Source organism: Accumulibacter sp., assembly GCF_036625275.1.
Taxonomy (GTDB): Bacteria; Pseudomonadota; Gammaproteobacteria; order Burkholderiales; family Rhodocyclaceae; genus Accumulibacter.
Genome location: NZ_JAZKUD010000012.1, coordinates 48,512 through 63,977, shown reverse-complemented (window position 1 = coordinate 63,977; position 15,466 = coordinate 48,512). Strand labels below are relative to the sequence as shown.

The following is a 15,466-nucleotide window of genomic DNA, read 5'->3' as shown; positions in this document are numbered from 1 at the left end:
ATGAAAGCTGGCATGAATTTTGTGGACAAGATCTGTGCCATTCTCAGGACCTCCAGGTGGTAATAGTTAGATTCATCAATAACATAGAGCACATTATACAGGCAATCAGCTTAATTCAACAGCATTGGGCCCGAAGGCCGGGTGAATCAGCCTGGAACAGGCTCACCGGTCAAGCCGATAAGGTTTCAATCCGCACCCGGCCCGAAGGCCGGGTGAATCCTGCGTCGTCAAGGCGTGCTTGACGTGTCGGACGAGTTTCAATCCGCACCCGGCCCGAAGGCCGGGTGAATCCTTCCCGAGGATCGGGATAGGAATTTCTGGATTACTGTTTCAATCCGCACCCGGCCCGAAGGCCGGGTGAATCCTTGCCGGCATTCCCCCTGCGCGGTCAATCTGGCGTTTCAATCCGCACCCGGCCCGAAGGCCGGGTGAATCCCTGCCGACGGCCCGGTATCTCAAGATCGTGTGCAAGTTTCAATCCGCACCCGGCCCGAAGGCCGGGTGAATCGTCCTCGACGGCGTTCTCCAGCCCAGCGATGTAGCGTTTCAATCCGCACCCGGCCCGAAGGCCGGGTGAATCTGTATCCCGCGGTTGTGTCGTCGTCGTCCATCTCGTTTCAATCCGCACCCGGCCCGAAGGCCGGGTGAATCCCTCGACAGCGAAAACACTCCCTGCTGGCTACTGGTGTTTCAATCCGCACCCGGCCCGAAGGCCGGGTGAATCCCTACGGAATTCACAGCGAATTTGCGCGCTACAGTGGTTTCAATCCGCACCCGGCCCGAAGGCCGGGTGAATCGGCATCCCGTCTGCATCTTCAGGAGATTGAGACATGTTTCAATCCGCACCCGGCCCGAAGGCCGGGTGAATCCAAAGAAACGGCCAACCGAGTGCCGGTCTACTCGGGTTTCAATCCGCACCCGGCCCGAAGGCCGGGTGAATCAAGAATCGTGCTTACCCTTGCAAGTGCGGTCATTTGTTTCAATCCGCACCCGGCCCGAAGGCCGGGTGAATCGCTATGTCTTTGGCGGCTCCTGCTTTTGCAGCGGCTGTTTCAATCCGCACCCGGCCCGAAGGCCGGGTGAATCGCCGGTTTAACTTGGACCGTTGGAGTGTTTCCCATGTTTCAATCCGCACCCGGCCCGAAGGCCGGGTGAATCAACAGGGTTACTGAAATTAATAAGGAAACCGAAATGTTTCAATCCGCACCCGGCCCGAAGGCCGGGTGAATCCGAGATTTCGATTTAGATCGGATGCCATGTACGAGGGTTTCAATCCGCACCCGGCCCGAAGGCCGGGTGAATCTACAGTTCGTGCCGCTCAGTGTCCAGTTCTGGCCGGTTTCAATCCGCACCCGGCCCGAAGGCCGGGTGAATCACGGAGAGGGCGGTGGCGGCGACCAGCGTCGGACCGTTTCAATCCGCACCCGGCCCGAAGGCCGGGTGAATCCAACCGGACCCCAAGAACTTGAACCTGCATTTGAAGTTTCAATCCGCACCCGGCCCGAAGGCCGGGTGAATCACGTGGACATTTTGCTCAAGGAAGGCCGGCGCCGCGTTTCAATCCGCACCCGGCCCGAAGGCCGGGTGAATCCCGGATTTTCGCCGATGCCCTCCTCAATCTGATCGGTTTCAATCCGCACCCGGCCCGAAGGCCGGGTGAATCCATTTCCCCCAAAGTCGCAGAGTCTCCGGCCGTTGGTTTCAATCCGCACCCGGCCCGAAGGCCGGGTGAATCGCCAACGCGGTCCCAGACCCCAAGCATCTCTGGTTCGTTTCAATCCGCACCCGGCCCGAAGGCCGGGTGAATCACTATGTCAACTTATCGTGTAGTATTGGACGAAAACGTTTCAATCCGCACCCGGCCCGAAGGCCGGGTGAATCCACATACAGGGCCGGCGACTGATCACGCAAACGGTTGTTTCAATCCGCACCCGGCCCGAAGGCCGGGTGAATCGATCCGAAGAAAGTGGTCTATAAGTTCCTCGATTCAGTTTCAATCCGCACCCGGCCCGAAGGCCGGGTGAATCCGGATCAGCAGCGCCCCCCCGGATCAGGCGTAGGCGTTTCAATCCGCACCCGGCCCGAAGGCCGGGTGAATCCGCCGACGCCGAGCGCGCCGCCAAGCTGATCGAAGTTTCAATCCGCACCCGGCCCGAAGGCCGGGTGAATCCTCCGGCGTCCCTGGAAATAGTCTCGTACGGCCGAGGTTTCAATCCGCACCCGGCCCGAAGGCCGGGTGAATCGTCGCTCAGCAGCCATTATGTGATCGTGTTGGCTGTTTCAATCCGCACCCGGCCCGAAGGCCGGGTGAATCCTTTCAGATCGCCGTTTGGGGCCAGTCGCGAGCCGTTTCAATCCGCACCCGGCCCGAAGGCCGGGTGAATCACGGCGCCGATCGTGGCCGTTCCGGCTTTTCCTCGTTTCAATCCGCACCCGGCCCGAAGGCCGGGTGAATCTCAAGCCCGGTAAGAGGATGCCATGGAGGCACCGAGTTTCAATCCGCACCCGGCCCGAAGGCCGGGTGAATCATTCTCGACAACGAGAGGTTCGCGCAAGCCCTTGCGTTTCAATCCGCACCCGGCCCGAAGGCCGGGTGAATCCAAGATTGCCATCGCCGTATCATTGAGGCTGATCTGTTTCAATCCGCACCCGGCCCGAAGGCCGGGTGAATCCTCTACGACGAGGCGCGCGCCCTTTGCCCGGAGAAGTTTCAATCCGCACCCGGCCCGAAGGCCGGGTGAATCACCATGGCGGCGGTAATCCCAGACACCGTCCCGGAGTTTCAATCCGCACCCGGCCCGAAGGCCGGGTGAATCTCCGGCAGCGGCTGACCCTCCGCCCCCTTCGGCACGTTTCAATCCGCACCCGGCCCGAAGGCCGGGTGAATCAGCGAAATCACCTGCGTATCCGCGGCCCCGTGACCGTTTCAATCCGCACCCGGCCCGAAGGCCGGGTGAATCCCGGATGTACGCCCGGCTCAAGCTCGCCGGAATCGTTTCAATCCGCACCCGGCCCGAAGGCCGGGTGAATCGTGTAGGGGCTGGCCACCAGCGTCACCTTCTCGCCGTTTCAATCCGCACCCGGCCCGAAGGCCGGGTGAATCGTTCGGCGGCACGCCGCCCCGCCAGAGCCGACTTTGTTTCAATCCGCACCCGGCCCGAAGGCCGGGTGAATCGCCGGGTTAGATGCTGCCATGGCTACGGATGAGAACGTTTCAATCCGCACCCGGCCCGAAGGCCGGGTGAATCGGTTTCTTCCAAGGATTCGCGCACTTTCTCGGCGGCGTTTCAATCCGCACCCGGCCCGAAGGCCGGGTGAATCGTGTGTAACCTGTTCGGGCATTACGTTCGGGCACGTTTCAATCCGCACCCGGCCCGAAGGCCGGGTGAATCCTGTTCCTGTCAGGCGTTCTCTTCGAACCACCGGAGGTTTCAATCCGCACCCGGCCCGAAGGCCGGGTGAATCGCACGGTGCGGAAGGTTACCACGCTGCAGCAACTGTTTCAATCCGCACCCGGCCCGAAGGCCGGGTGAATCGACGCCGATCTACTACCTGATCGAGCGCTTTCTGGTTTCAATCCGCACCCGGCCCGAAGGCCGGGTGAATCCTTCTCGATGGAGCAGTATGGGGAGACGCTCCTGGCGTTTCAATCCGCACCCGGCCCGAAGGCCGGGTGAATCCCTGGGGATGCATGCACGGTGGGGAACTCTGGGAGCGTTTCAATCCGCACCCGGCCCGAAGGCCGGGTGAATCCTCGATCGTCCCCGCGTCCTCCTGCTGCACGAAAGTTTCAATCCGCACCCGGCCCGAAGGCCGGGTGAATCCTGCGAAGGCTTCGCCACCGGTGCCAGCTTGCAAGTTTCAATCCGCACCCGGCCCGAAGGCCGGGTGAATCGCCCTGCTCGCCAGCGAAACCAGACTCCTGCGCAAGTTTCAATCCGCACCCGGCCCGAAGGCCGGGTGAATCCTTCGTAGTCCTGAAGGTCTTGCAGGCGCGTGATGGAGTTTCAATCCGCACCCGGCCCGAAGGCCGGGTGAATCCCGCGCTCTGGAATTAATTCGATAACTGAAATGAAGTTTCAATCCGCACCCGGCCCGAAGGCCGGGTGAATCCCTTCCAGGTCACCGGCGCCACCAAGCAGGACCTGTTTCAATCCGCACCCGGCCCGAAGGCCGGGTGAATCATCCTGCACCGTCCATGTGGGTGGCACGGCTATTTGTTTCAATCCGCACCCGGCCCGAAGGCCGGGTGAATCCCGGTGGGTTGGTCGAAAGAGGCGAGCGCCATGAAGTTTCAATCCGCACCCGGCCCGAAGGCCGGGTGAATCCTTCGATCGCGAGCGAGAAATTCCGGCCTTGCTCGTTTCAATCCGCACCCGGCCCGAAGGCCGGGTGAATCAGCGGGCTACCAGCCCACTGATGTACAACGCTTTTTCGGTAATCCTGCGCGAACCTGACAGACAGTCTGCCAAGGCCGTCACAAAATCGGCCACCGAGTACCAATTATCCCATGGAATCAGCGCACTCTCGACGCGCGAAACCAGCCCCTCTGCGCGATATCTCCCGGTTCGCGCGCTCATTTCATGCTACCAGCGGTCCATCAAAGCTAATCGCATGGAAGCGTCCATACTCCTTGACGCGCAGACTGATCGGCTCGGTCAGGCGGTAAAGGCGAAGGCAGTCTTCCTGTTCATTGATTTCAGCGAGCAGGCGACGCTCAAGTTCTTCCATCTGCATCTGATCGATACTGCATTCGAAAACCGACTTCTGCACCCGCTGCCCCATGCTTTCGCAAACCTTCGCGACACGTCGCAGACGCTTGCGGCCGGCAGCAGTTTCGGTAGAAACATCGTAGGTGACAATGATCAGCACGCTTACCTGACCACAAAAGGCAGATAGCCAGCCATGTCACCACGCAGCGTGCGTGCCAGGAAGCGGGCTTGCAGAAACGGGATCACTCCGATGCTCACCTGCACTTCAAGCAAGGGATGCATCACTTTCTCCTGCTTGCGTTCCTGGTAGGCAACTACTACTGCCTTGCGCCCTTTTTCGGTCAGAAGCACCGCCCCGCCCTCGCACTCTTCGAAATCGGCAGCCCGTATCTGCCCACGATTGATGAGGGTCAACGCCAGGCGGTCAGCAACCCAAGCTCGCAACTCCTCCATCAGATCCAGAGCCAGCGCAGCGCGACCGGGCCGAACGGCATGCAGGAATCCGAGTTGTGGATCGAGCCCGGCGGCTTCTGCGGCCGATCGACAGTCGTTCATCAGCATGGCGTAGAGGAACGACAGCAGTGCATTGATGCGATCACGCGGCGGGCGGCGTGTTCGACCATCCATTGAGAAAGCGTCGCGCGCATCGGCACGCAGCAAGCGTGACATGTTCGCGAAGTAATTCTTGGCCGCCTCGCCTTCGATACCGCGTACGCTCTCCAGGTCAACTGCCTGCGCCACACGCCGCAGAGCATTGGCGAGTTGTCCGGCGGCTTCACCGAGCGCGGCAGCATCGTCCGCTGCGGCAACCTCGCGCGCACCACGCATGAGGATCTGGCGCGAGTTCCTGATCTTGCCGGCGATCATGGCACGTGCAGTGTCAAGACAGAAATCGCCGCTGCCGGCTTTGGCGTGCTGCGCCTGGCGCAGCAGGATGTTGCCCGACACTGGTCCTTCCAGACGCGCCTTGAAACGGCCGTGCTCACTAAGCAGCACCAGCGCCTTGCCGTCATCGGCGCAGCGATGCATCAGTTTTGGCGAAACCAGCACGTTGCCGAAACAAACGATCGCCGCGAGGTGATGCAGCGGCACCTGCAGCCTTTTCATGCGCTCGACGTCGATGCGCACGGTATCGTTCTCCAGATGCGCATAGGCGCCCTGGGTCATCACGTAGAGAGTGTTTTCTAACTGCTGCATTCGTCGCTCAGAAACAGTTCCTGCCGCAACCGTGCGAGGCGTCCGGCAGCAGCGATCGCTGCCGGTTGGCAAAGGTCGAGCAGCGAACATTCATGGCAGCGTTGGTCGTTGACCGGCGAAGGCATTTTTCCGGCCTCCAGCATGCTGCGTACGGCGGCAACTGCTTGCTCCACCTTCCGGCGCAGTTCGTCACCAATCGCGACATCGCGTCGATGGTGCGAGCTGGCGTGGTAAATGGCACCGTGACCAACGGGCTTGCCGGTCATTTCTTCGAGGCACAGCGCCTGCGCCGCCAACTGGATGTCGTCATGCGCGTGTTGCCGCCGCGGCCCGTGTTTGTACTCGACCGGGTAAGGTGTGCCATCGGCCAGAAACTCGACGACATCGGCTTTCCCCGCCAACCCCAGACGGTCGCAGAACAGCGGTAGCGCGCGCACGCTGCGGGTACCGTTTTGCGTCACAAAACCTGGGGTATCGACGCGCGCATGCACCGCCTGCCCGCGCGCGGTGTGCACGTTCTCGGCAAAGACCTGCTCCTGATGGATCAGCGCACACTGGCGCGGGCAATAGCTCCAGTGCTGCAAGGCCGAGATCGGGATGGGGTCAGAAAGGTCAGGCATCTGGACGAATCGCTTTTGGTGTCGGGATTGGGAACAATGTACTCGTGGCAATCCATGCTCCAGTTTCCTCAAAAACCGGAAATGATTTCCTCAGCAAGTCCGTCAATTTTTGTGACCGTTACCTTCCCATCGCGATCGACCGAGAGTGAACGATGTACCTTGGCCGACGAGCAGACGCCGGATTTGCTGGGATGTTGCCACCAGATGATTTTCAAAACTTCCATGCTGCCCTCAGGGCGTGCCGACGAGGCATCATTCTCCAGCAGTTTGGGTAGGATTGTCTTGATTATCTCGGCATCCTGATCGCTGAAACCGGTGCGTACGGCAAGCTGCGGATTCATGCTGCCGAAGGAGACATAAATGCCGTGATCGACACGGTGCTTCATGCCCATGGTGTCAGGGCCTCGTTTGCTGCCATCACCTTCGCCACTGACGCTCTTGGTGATCTGCGTGCTGGTCACTTCGACAGGTTCCAGGCTGAAGGCAGATTGCAGCGTGACCGGACCACGGATGCCAATGGAGATACCGGTGTCGCCTTCCGGTTCTTCTGCGTTCTCGGCTTTGCTCTTGGCTTTCTTTCCAGCCTTGATGGCGAACAACTGGCCGAAGGCACGCACGTCAAACCATTTCTCACAGGCAAGCTTTATCGTTTCCGTACCACCAAGCTTGTCACCCAAGCCGGATCTGGCACGCTCGGCGAGACTTCTACAGCCGTCGTCTCTGCGATCGTCTGACTGTACAAAAATTGAACCCTTTGCCAGATTTTCTTGCAAACGATCCCGGAGCTTGCGCTTGAGGCAGACATCGGTGATTTCGCCGATGCTATCGTAGCTGGTGCGTGGACGGTTGCCATTGAGCGGATCGCCATTTGGATTGGCGTTGGTGACGCGCAGGACCAGTGCGAAATCGATCTTGTGTTGCAGGCTGCTCATGATGTTTCCTCCGCTTCGGATGCCTCGTTGGTTTCGGCTGTGCTGACGTGAGTTCTCGGCTCGTTGAGCTTGGCACGCTGGCAGTGGTAGCCCAACAGAAATTCGCCCGTGAGCTTGCGATCTTCGGTGAAATCGCCGTCCTGGAATTTCTCGACGATCTGGTCGATCTGCTGCTCAAGCTGGTGCAGATAACCCGGACTACGGCCTCGGAGTCGTGACCTCGACGGATTGAGCGCCAGTTCGATCTGCCGCCAGGTGGCGCAGGGATGATCGGCAAAGCGCTGCATCAGCTTGACGGCGTGGGTATCGCGTTTTTCGCCGGCGGCATACAATGCGCGTTGTTCAAGGTGTTCGGCAATCGCCAGCAGGCGGCCAAAGAGATAGTCGCGAGTGTTGCGATCCGGTTCGAGCGCCATGGCGTAGTTTCCTTGTTTCAGCTGATGTTGATATCCGCGAAAGAGTGCGCAGGCGACACCGAGCGTCTTTTCCCACTCCCAGGTTTCCAGCCCGACACGACGGATCACGCGGCGGAAAGTGGATTCGAAGAGGTCACGCGGCAGTGGCTGACTGTCGACGATGCAGGGCAGCAAGCGCTCGACGCAGGCCTTGCGCAGACGCTCGTCGACCCTCGGGCCATAGGCGGCGTCGGCGATGTCGCGTGGTGCGGGGGCGCCGGTAAACTTGCGATCCTTGCCGAAGTTCTGATGCCAGGAAAAGTTTACGTGCCAGGCTTCGATGCGGTCGAGAAATTCCGCGCCGGCGAATTCCCGGTAGAAGCTGATCGCCATGCGGCCCGGTGTCGCGGCGTCGAGAGCCATCATCACGATACTCGCCGACGGGGTCAGCTTGGCGCGGTAGCCGGCGATCTTTTGCTTGAGCGCGAGTGCGTAGCCCTGCCCGGCGTCGCCGTGATAAGCGATGTCCATTGACAAAGATTCCAGTCCGAACAGGGCAAAGGTGTCCGCCAGCGGATCGGGAATCGCTTCGCCACCTACCGACCAGGCAACCACGATCTGATCGCTATTGCGGAAGGCCTGGCGTCCGATCAGCCAGCGCAGCGCGAGGTGCGCCTTCTGTGAAGCATCGTAACCGATACCGCAGGCCTGGTCGCTGTCCGTGAATCGGCCACGAAAAGTGAAGCCGGATGTATCGTTGGAACTGATCAGCTTGGCGCCATCACCGGGGTGTCGAAGACGTTTCGAATGGCTGGCGGCGAGCGCGGCATCGAATTCTCCGGTTGCCATACACAGGCCTTTTCTCTGCATCCGTGAGGCGTTGAACTGAATCCAGGCGAGCTGAATGTTCGGATCACGCCACACCGCAGGCTCGCTGTCACCGGGAATTTCGACGTGCCAGCGGACGAAGGCGTTACCCTGATCACCATTGCTTGGAGGAAGCAGTCGAAAGATTTCCGGTTTGGGGGTATCGCCTGGCCATTTCGTCAGCAGCTTGCCGTCGGAGTCGACGAACAGCAGCTTTTCCTTGATCAGATCGGCGACCACCGTTCCGCGTCGTACGTAGTTCAGGACGGCTTGCGCTTTTGGGTTGGCAAAGGGTGACGCACACCATGCGCCTAGCAGTTCCAGATACTCTGCATGGAATGACGGCTTGGCGCCGCCATGGGCGGGATAGTCGCGAGCGACATACTGAATCTTGTCGCACAGGGGATGGGGCGGCGGCTGGGTGCCGACGCGGTTGGCTGATTCCTCGGTTGCGGGAATCAGCGTCTCCTCCTTCTGTACCATGCGCGCACGCTGGAAACTGCCTTCGGCATTCAGGACCATCTCGATATGCGCCTGCTGCGGGGTATGGCTGATCGGCGGCAACGGGTTGTTGGCAAACTGATCCCTGTCGATACAGACGTCGTAGGTTTCCAACAGTCTCTGCAACCAGCCCATGTCAACCCTCGCTCTCTGCGGTCGTGACTGCGCACAGGTTATGGCCCAGTCTGAAATCCTTGACCGCCATTTCGCGCACGAACTTGGTCACTTTGCAGTCTTCCGGACGAATGAAGCGAATCACGCCGTTCTCCATTCTTGGCATCCAGAAGCGACTTCGCAGTTCCTTGTTCCCGGTTTCATCGGGATAGTCGAAGCCGTGGAAGGTCAGTCCAAAAGCCAGTTCCCCGGCATGGTCGTAGGCGCTCTCGCCGCTACCAAACAGGCAAGGCTCCGCGTAACCCTGGCAATCGCGAGTGCCTAGAAAAATGTCCTGCCGACCTCCCCGTTCCAGCATTCGCCGCAAGATCGCAACGTGTTTGGCCTCGACCCGGTCCTCCTGAAGTTCGTTGCGGTGGATGTTCCATTCGAAGTGCGCCTGCACCTGATATTCGACATCGGCGAGAAAAGTGTAGATGGCCAGAGTATTGCCGCCTCCGAAGTTGAGCGGCTTGGTGCCTTTGGTCTGGGTGCGGATCGGTTTCATCACGCGCACCGCGTCGATCACCCAGATCAGTGTCGGTTTCCAGTAGATCGACTTGGCGACGCCTTTGAGCGCTTCATAGGTCGGGATGTGGTACGAGCATTTTTCGCCACCGACGCGGGTTACGGGGTCGGTAAACAGCGCGTAGCGGCCCCAGGTGCGAAATTCGATGTGGGTGCGTTGCGGTTCAGACATAGAGCGTCTCCATGGAACTGGCCGGTGTTTCGCTGAGGCCGAACTCTTGGCTGTAGTACTCGGGTCGCAGGTGATAGATGCCGATGCCGTCGCCTATTTCATGAATGGCATCCGCACGCTGCAAGACATCGAACACGGACGGAAAGACATTGACCGAGAATCGCTGGGCTCGGCGTAGCAGGTCGAACTGCAATTCGGGTTTGAAGCTGCCACAGAGTTGCGCCACCAGTTCTTCACCCTCAACACCATAAGGTACGATGACGCCCTGCGTGGGTGCGTCGATGGCACGGAACGCTTTCGCTGCGGTCATGAAGGCTTGCCGTAGCTGCAGCGGCGGGGCGCTGCCTCGGTGTTGCGTGTAGTCATGCGCGGCGAGACGGTTTTCCGCAAGGAGGTTCAACAAGCTGTCGTCGCGCATGGCGGCGTCGGGCGACACCGGGTAAACCATTTCCCTGGCGCGCTGGGCGAAATAGTAATCGAAATACTTGGTCATTGCTGCGGGGCCAAGCAGATCGCCATCAAATGCGTGTCGATTTCGCTCGAATTCATCGAGAACCCGCTGGGCGACGTTCCGCCCCTCGCGGATGTCAATCAACCGATCAATCCGCTCGTCCGCCGGGTTGATCACCTGTACACGACTGATCGCGCGTCGCCCATTTCGATTGCATCGTCCTGCCGCCTGGGCAATTGAATCCATCCCGGCGACGTGGCGTATGACAGCACCAAAATCGACGTCGACGCCAGACTCGATCAACTGGGTACTGATGCAAAGTGTGCGCAAACCGTCGATCAGGCGGTTGCGGATCTTGGTCAGAACCTGGCGGCGATGCTCGGGGCACATCAAGGTACTCAAGTGATAGATCGCGCCCTCGACTCGCTGCGCACAAATCTGATACAGCGTCAGCGCGGCCCTACGGGTATTGACGATGACCAGACAACTGCCGCTGTCGGCGATTTCTTCGGCCACGAGCGCAGCCACCTCTTCGTCCGTCCAGCCCCCAGCCTGATGACGATGGAAGACTTCTGTGCGTTTGAGCGCGGCAAACAGTCGCGGTACATCAGGAATGATTTCGTTTGCCGACTGGAAGCGTGCAGAACCCTTTTGCGGATCGACTGCATTGAGCAATGGCTGGGTGGCGGTGCACAGGACAACGCTGCTGCCGCAATGTTCGACCAGGAAATTGATCGCGTTGTTGAATAGATGAATGCAGCGCAAAGGCACGGTCTGTGCCTCGTCGAAGATGAGCACTGCATTTGCCAGTTGATGCATCCGGCGTGCTCCGCGCGTGCCGGGTCCGAACAGCGTTTCGAGTAACTGGACGCTGGTCGTGTAGATCACCGGCGCATCCCAGTTTTCCGAAAGGATCTTGGCGCGCCAAGTCTGTTCGTCCGGCGTCAGGTTGGAGTGGTGTTCAAGAACGATGCTGCCCGATTCAATGCCCGCCCCTGCCGGCTCAAGAATACCTCGCACCACATCGGCGTTCTGGTCAATGATCGAGGTAAAGGGAATGACATAAATCACCCGGTCAAGTCCATGCTGTTGTGCATGATGCAGAGCAAAGCGCAGGCTCGCCAGCGTCTTGCCACCACCTGTCGGCACCGTCAGGGTGAACATGCCCTGCTTGCGCTCGGCGGCCAACCGGCAATGTTCGGATACTTCCCGTCGAAGTGCATCGACAGGATTGGTGTCGGTGAAGCTTGTCAGATGCAACTCGAGAAGAACAATCAAATCTTCCCAGCGCCGGTATTGCCCATGCTGCCTCAAGTGTCGGGCATGCGGTCGCTCAAAGTCGGCACTATCCACACGGTCAGCGTCGATCAGACCACTGAACAGGAAGCGCACCAGCAGTCCGAGCTTGAACTGGACGATCTGATTGCTTTTACCGGATTGATGCTCCAGTTTGACGATACTGCCGGCAATCTTCTGGAGATCGTCAGCAAGATTTCCGCCATCGATGAGTTCGCTCAGCCTGTTCGATACTGAAGCGTCAATCTTGGCCAGGGCTTCCTCCAGGTGAGCCGAATGTTCTGCCTTGTTGATCCGACGGGTGAAGTTGTCTCCGCCTTCTGGAGTCAGGCAATCGATCAAACCGGAATGATGCGAAGCGATGCAAACAGCCAGCATCTGCCCGAAAAGCTGACCAAGCGAACCAGCCTTCGAAAGTTTCCGCCAGACGAACTGCGCTCCGGCCGTTGAATGATCGACGCGACCGCAAAGTTGCTTGGCGTCGACAAAATCGTCTGCATCCTGGTCGATCAGGCCAACCGCAGACCTCAGATAATCCTGAAACGCCTTGCTGTACTTACCAAGATCATGCAGCAGGCCAAGAACTTCACCGGCGCCTTGGAGATTAGCGGGGTGTATGCCGTCGACCGCGATGAGTTTCAGTTTGGCCGCATTTCGTGCCGACAACTGCCCGACTGCGAGAAGGTGGCGTTCCAGTGTCTGTATCGTACCGTCGGCCTCGCGTCGATGTGCGATCGAGGGGTGTCGTGTTTCAGTTGGCTGCATGACGGATCGATCTCCTTGGTCACGATTATGATACGAAAGTGGCAACCCTATCGACGCAGGACTATTGCAGCAAGTGTTCACAGCCACTGAGAATATCGATTCTTCCACAGCAAGATCTGCAGTGATTCACTTTCGCGACCACAAAATGCCAGGACCGGGTTTCCCCGCCCCTAAAATCACCCGATCGCTGGATCAGTTACTTCCAGCCGGCCTACTTCTCGAAGAGTAATAGGAGACAGACCACGTTTCTCTCTGAACAAACGTAGCCGCTTCCGTCGATGTGGAAGCACTCCCTGTGTGTTCCGCGTTGGCGTTACCGCCCGAGCCGCCTTGCGGCGGCACCCATCTGCTCATGCTCGAAGGCCGGTGCGAAGTCACCCAGATCTGCCTGCCGCAACCCCACTCCCGAACTGAGTGCGACCTGCCGCCAGTTCGCCACCACCACATGCACTTCGGCCAGCACCACCAAGGCCTGGGTTTCGTCCAGCCTGAAGTAGGAGGCACGCGCCAGCAGCATCTGCACATCGGTGATCGGCCCATCCTGCTCGGACAGCCAGGTCCTGGACTCACGGTCCTTGTCCGAGAACGGATTGATGTCGAAGGCTGGCGCCAGGCGCCACTGGCCGTATGCCACGTGCAGGAAGCCGTGATTCTGCCGATGATCGTCCACGTTGGTAATCAGCAGGTTGAACACCAGCCGGCGCCAAAGCTGCTGCACGTCCTGCGTGGGAGCATGGCCGTAGGTTCGGATGGCGTCGACGATCTCGGTGTAGCTGCGGTCTTCCGCGCGCAAGGCCTGTAGCCATCCGTTGCAGGTCGGCCGACACGTTGAAACGCGTCGGACTGGCCCACCAGTCCTCGTCATAGGCGAAGGCGCTGTGCTCGCGCCGCCCCTGGCGGACATGCACGAGCGAACCCACCGGCAAGCCCGCCTTGCCGATGCAAAGCTGAAGCTGCCGACGGATCGAGGCCATGGCCGCCATCACAGCGCTCCCGAGGTACCCGGCTTGCTGCGCACACGCTTGGGCAGGCGCTCGTCCATCCGTATCAGGCCCATGTCGTCCCTGGCCGTATCCAGGAGGTTTTCCAGCGCCTGGACTTCGCCGAAGACATGTCGCGCGCGGGCAAAGAAGTGGATGGGCACCGCAGGTCGCCTTTCTCCATGCGCCGCACGGTAGAGAGGGACGCGCCCATGCGCTCGGCCAGCGAGGCCTGTGAGAGGTGTCGCCGTCGACGCGCCAGGGAGATAGCGCCTCACTCGTGCTGCTATCGCCGCCACGTCCTTCCTTACCTAATTCCCCGCCGTACCCGCATCACTACCCCAAAATGACAAACACTTAACCCATCCCGACTTCATTCGTAAGCGCTCAGCAAAAAGTCATCCGATATTTGGAGCCGAAGCCGTCCAGAATGGCATCGACGTCAGCCTCAAGCGTTGCGGCGCTGCGGTCACTGATCGCTTTCGGCGCGCGCGGTGCCGGTGGCGCGCGTCGTCGCCGCGCTCTGGGGCGAGGAAGAGGCGCCCAGCGGGCCGCCGAACGGGCGCAGCAAGAACGGCGGGGCGGAGGCGAGCCGCGGCGCCTTCGACATCACGCTCGCCCGCTTGCAGCAGCGGTTACGCCAGAGCGACGCGCTGCAGGTCGACGACGGCTACCTGACGCTCAACCCGCACCGCTGCTGGGTCGATCTCTGGCAGCTGCAGCGCCGGCTGAACGAGACGCGCGCGACCCTTGCGGGTAACGCCGAGGAGACGGTGACGCGTCTCGCCGCGCACAGTCGGGCGCTACTCGCTTTTGCGCCGTGGGACTTCCTGCCCGCCGAGGGCGCGCCCTGGGCGCGCAGCGCGCGCCAGACGCTGCGCGCGCAAGTGATCGACGTGCTCGCCGATCTGGCAAGCGCGCTCGGCGATCTCGGCCAGGGCGCCCAGTTCTGCGCACTGTGCCGCGCGGCGCTCGCCGTCGATGCGGGCCGCGAGCCGCTCTACCGGGTCTGGATGTGCGGCCTCTACGAGCAGGGCGAGCACGCCGAAGCGCTGCGCGTCTATCGCCGCTGCCGCGAGGCGCTGGCGCGCGAGTTCCAGACCGTTCCCTCGCCGCCGACCGAGGCGCTGCGAAAGACGATCGAGGAGGCATCACCGCCGCCTGCGCCGGGGTCGTGACGGCGAGCGCCCTGCTGCTGCCGGCAGGGTTTATGCGGGAACGCCGAGCGCGCTGCAGAGAAAGGTCATCAGCGGCGTCGCAGCGGTGAAACGCTGGGCGACGATCGCCGGCAGTTCGGGCGCCACGACTTCGTCAAAGACAAGCGGCGCGATGGCGATGAAATCCTTGCGTTTCAGGTCTTCCCGCGCCGGATGGTCGGCAGCGTAGCCCCGCGGCAGACGTGTCAGGCTGTCGCCAGACAGCGCGAAAGACGCGGCGAAGAGCGGATCGTTGCGCACCTTGAACCACTGCTCAGGCCGTTCCGCAATCGCCTCGCGCAGTCGCCCGAGCGCGACCGGCTCGGGATGCCAGCAGCCGACGCCGAGGAAACAGCCGTCAGCGGCGAGGTGTACGTAGTACCCCGGCGCGTGGACATCCTTGCCCAGGGCATGGCGAAAGTGGATGCCGACGTTGGTCTTGTACGGCGACTTGTCGCGCGAGAAACGCGTGTCGCGAAAAACCCGCATCAGCGACCCCCCCGCTTTTTTCGCCTCGGCGCGGAAATGCGGCGCGAAACGAGTCAGATGCGGCGCCATCGCGGCGATGAATTCCAGGGCCGGTTCGCGCACCAACGCCTCGTAACGTGCCTGGTTCGCCACGAACCAGTCGCGCCGATTGTTTGCCGTCAGTTCGGCGAGGAAGTCGAAAGTCTGTGATGAAAACATGGTCGGGTTCGCCA

11 protein-coding genes and 1 CRISPR repeat array are annotated in these 15,466 nt (G+C 60.7%); of the genes, 1 reads left to right on the top strand and 10 read right to left on the bottom strand.

Annotated elements, in window-relative coordinates; all coding sequences use genetic code 11:
* Positions 1 to 182: 182 nt before the first annotated feature.
* Positions 183 to 4,399: a CRISPR direct-repeat array (repeat unit 37 nt; unit sequence GTTTCAATCCGCACCCGGCCCGAAGGCCGGGTGAATC).
* 182 nt (positions 4,400 to 4,581) lie between these two features.
* The 9 genes from cas2 to V5B39_RS22150 form a co-directional block, all read right to left on the bottom strand.
* Positions 4,582 to 4,872 carry a CRISPR-associated endonuclease Cas2 gene (gene cas2, locus V5B39_RS07240; RefSeq protein WP_332342240.1) on the bottom strand — a complete coding sequence of 97 codons (291 nt, stop codon included), beginning with the start codon at positions 4,870 to 4,872 and terminating at the stop codon, positions 4,582 to 4,584.
* A gap of 2 nt (positions 4,873 to 4,874) precedes the next feature.
* Positions 4,875 to 5,909 (bottom strand): type I-C CRISPR-associated endonuclease Cas1c, encoded by a 1,035-nt coding sequence (cas1c, locus tag V5B39_RS07235; protein ID WP_332342239.1) that lies wholly within the window; start codon positions 5,907 to 5,909, stop codon positions 4,875 to 4,877.
* The gene (gene cas4 / locus V5B39_RS07230; protein ID WP_332342238.1) at positions 5,897 to 6,529 is read right to left on the bottom strand and encodes a CRISPR-associated protein Cas4; all 633 of its coding nucleotides are present in this window, start codon (positions 6,527 to 6,529) and stop codon (positions 5,897 to 5,899) included. Before cas4 ends, cas1c begins: the two co-directional genes overlap by 13 nt.
* Before the next feature lie 68 nt (positions 6,530 to 6,597).
* Positions 6,598 to 7,461 carry a type I-C CRISPR-associated protein Cas7/Csd2 gene (gene cas7c, locus V5B39_RS07225; RefSeq protein ID WP_332342237.1) on the bottom strand — a complete coding sequence of 288 codons (864 nt, stop codon included), beginning with the start codon at positions 7,459 to 7,461 and terminating at the stop codon, positions 6,598 to 6,600.
* Positions 7,458 to 9,338 carry a type I-C CRISPR-associated protein Cas8c/Csd1 gene (cas8c, locus tag V5B39_RS07220; RefSeq protein ID WP_332342236.1) on the bottom strand — a complete coding sequence of 627 codons (1,881 nt, stop codon included), beginning with the start codon at positions 9,336 to 9,338 and terminating at the stop codon, positions 7,458 to 7,460. The genes cas7c and cas8c overlap by 4 nt, the downstream gene beginning before the upstream one ends.
* A 22-nt stretch (positions 9,339 to 9,360) precedes the next feature.
* The gene (gene cas5c, locus V5B39_RS07215) at positions 9,361 to 10,077 is read right to left on the bottom strand and encodes a type I-C CRISPR-associated protein Cas5c (protein WP_332342235.1); all 717 of its coding nucleotides are present in this window, start codon (positions 10,075 to 10,077) and stop codon (positions 9,361 to 9,363) included.
* Complete coding sequence (cas3, locus tag V5B39_RS07210) at positions 10,070 to 12,589, bottom strand: CRISPR-associated helicase Cas3' (protein WP_332342234.1); 2,520 nt, start codon at positions 12,587 to 12,589, stop codon at positions 10,070 to 10,072. The genes cas5c and cas3 overlap by 8 nt, the downstream gene beginning before the upstream one ends.
* Positions 12,590 to 12,902: 313 nt before the next feature.
* Positions 12,903 to 13,382, bottom strand: a complete 480-nt coding sequence (locus V5B39_RS07205) for a HipA domain-containing protein (protein ID WP_332342233.1) — start codon at positions 13,380 to 13,382, stop codon at positions 12,903 to 12,905.
* 189 nt (positions 13,383 to 13,571) lie between these two features.
* Positions 13,572 to 13,733 carry a DNA-binding protein gene (locus V5B39_RS22150; RefSeq protein WP_434735663.1) on the bottom strand — a complete coding sequence of 54 codons (162 nt, stop codon included), beginning with the start codon at positions 13,731 to 13,733 and terminating at the stop codon, positions 13,572 to 13,574.
* A 336-nt stretch (positions 13,734 to 14,069) separates the two neighbouring features.
* Between V5B39_RS22150 and V5B39_RS07195 the strand changes: the two genes are divergently transcribed.
* Positions 14,070 to 14,747: an AfsR/SARP family transcriptional regulator gene (locus tag V5B39_RS07195; protein ID WP_332342232.1), complete on the top strand. Its 678-nt coding sequence runs from the start codon at positions 14,070 to 14,072 to the stop codon at positions 14,745 to 14,747.
* 30 nt (positions 14,748 to 14,777) lie between these two features.
* On the opposite strand, the gene V5B39_RS07190 is transcribed toward V5B39_RS07195, so the two are convergent.
* On the bottom strand, positions 14,778 to 15,452 hold the full coding sequence (locus tag V5B39_RS07190) for a DUF2461 domain-containing protein (RefSeq protein ID WP_332342231.1): 675 nt from the start codon (positions 15,450 to 15,452) through the stop codon (positions 14,778 to 14,780).
* Positions 15,453 to 15,466: the final 14 nt, after the last annotated feature.

Excerpts from the sequence above, each read along its gene's own strand:
- cas1c (WP_332342239.1), bottom strand. The coding sequence starts at position 5,909 with ATGCAGCAGTTAGAAAACACTCTCTACGTGATGACCCAGGGCGCCTAT.
- cas4 (WP_332342238.1), bottom strand. The coding sequence starts at position 6,529 with ATGCCTGACCTTTCTGACCCCATCCCGATCTCGGCCTTGCAGCACTGG.
- cas7c (WP_332342237.1), bottom strand. The coding sequence starts at position 7,461 with ATGAGCAGCCTGCAACACAAGATCGATTTCGCACTGGTCCTGCGCGTC.
- cas5c (WP_332342235.1), bottom strand. The coding sequence starts at position 10,077 with ATGTCTGAACCGCAACGCACCCACATCGAATTTCGCACCTGGGGCCGC.
- cas3 (WP_332342234.1), bottom strand. The coding sequence starts at position 12,589 with ATGCAGCCAACTGAAACACGACACCCCTCGATCGCACATCGACGCGAG.
- V5B39_RS07190 (WP_332342231.1), bottom strand. The coding sequence starts at position 15,452 with ATGTTTTCATCACAGACTTTCGACTTCCTCGCCGAACTGACGGCAAAC.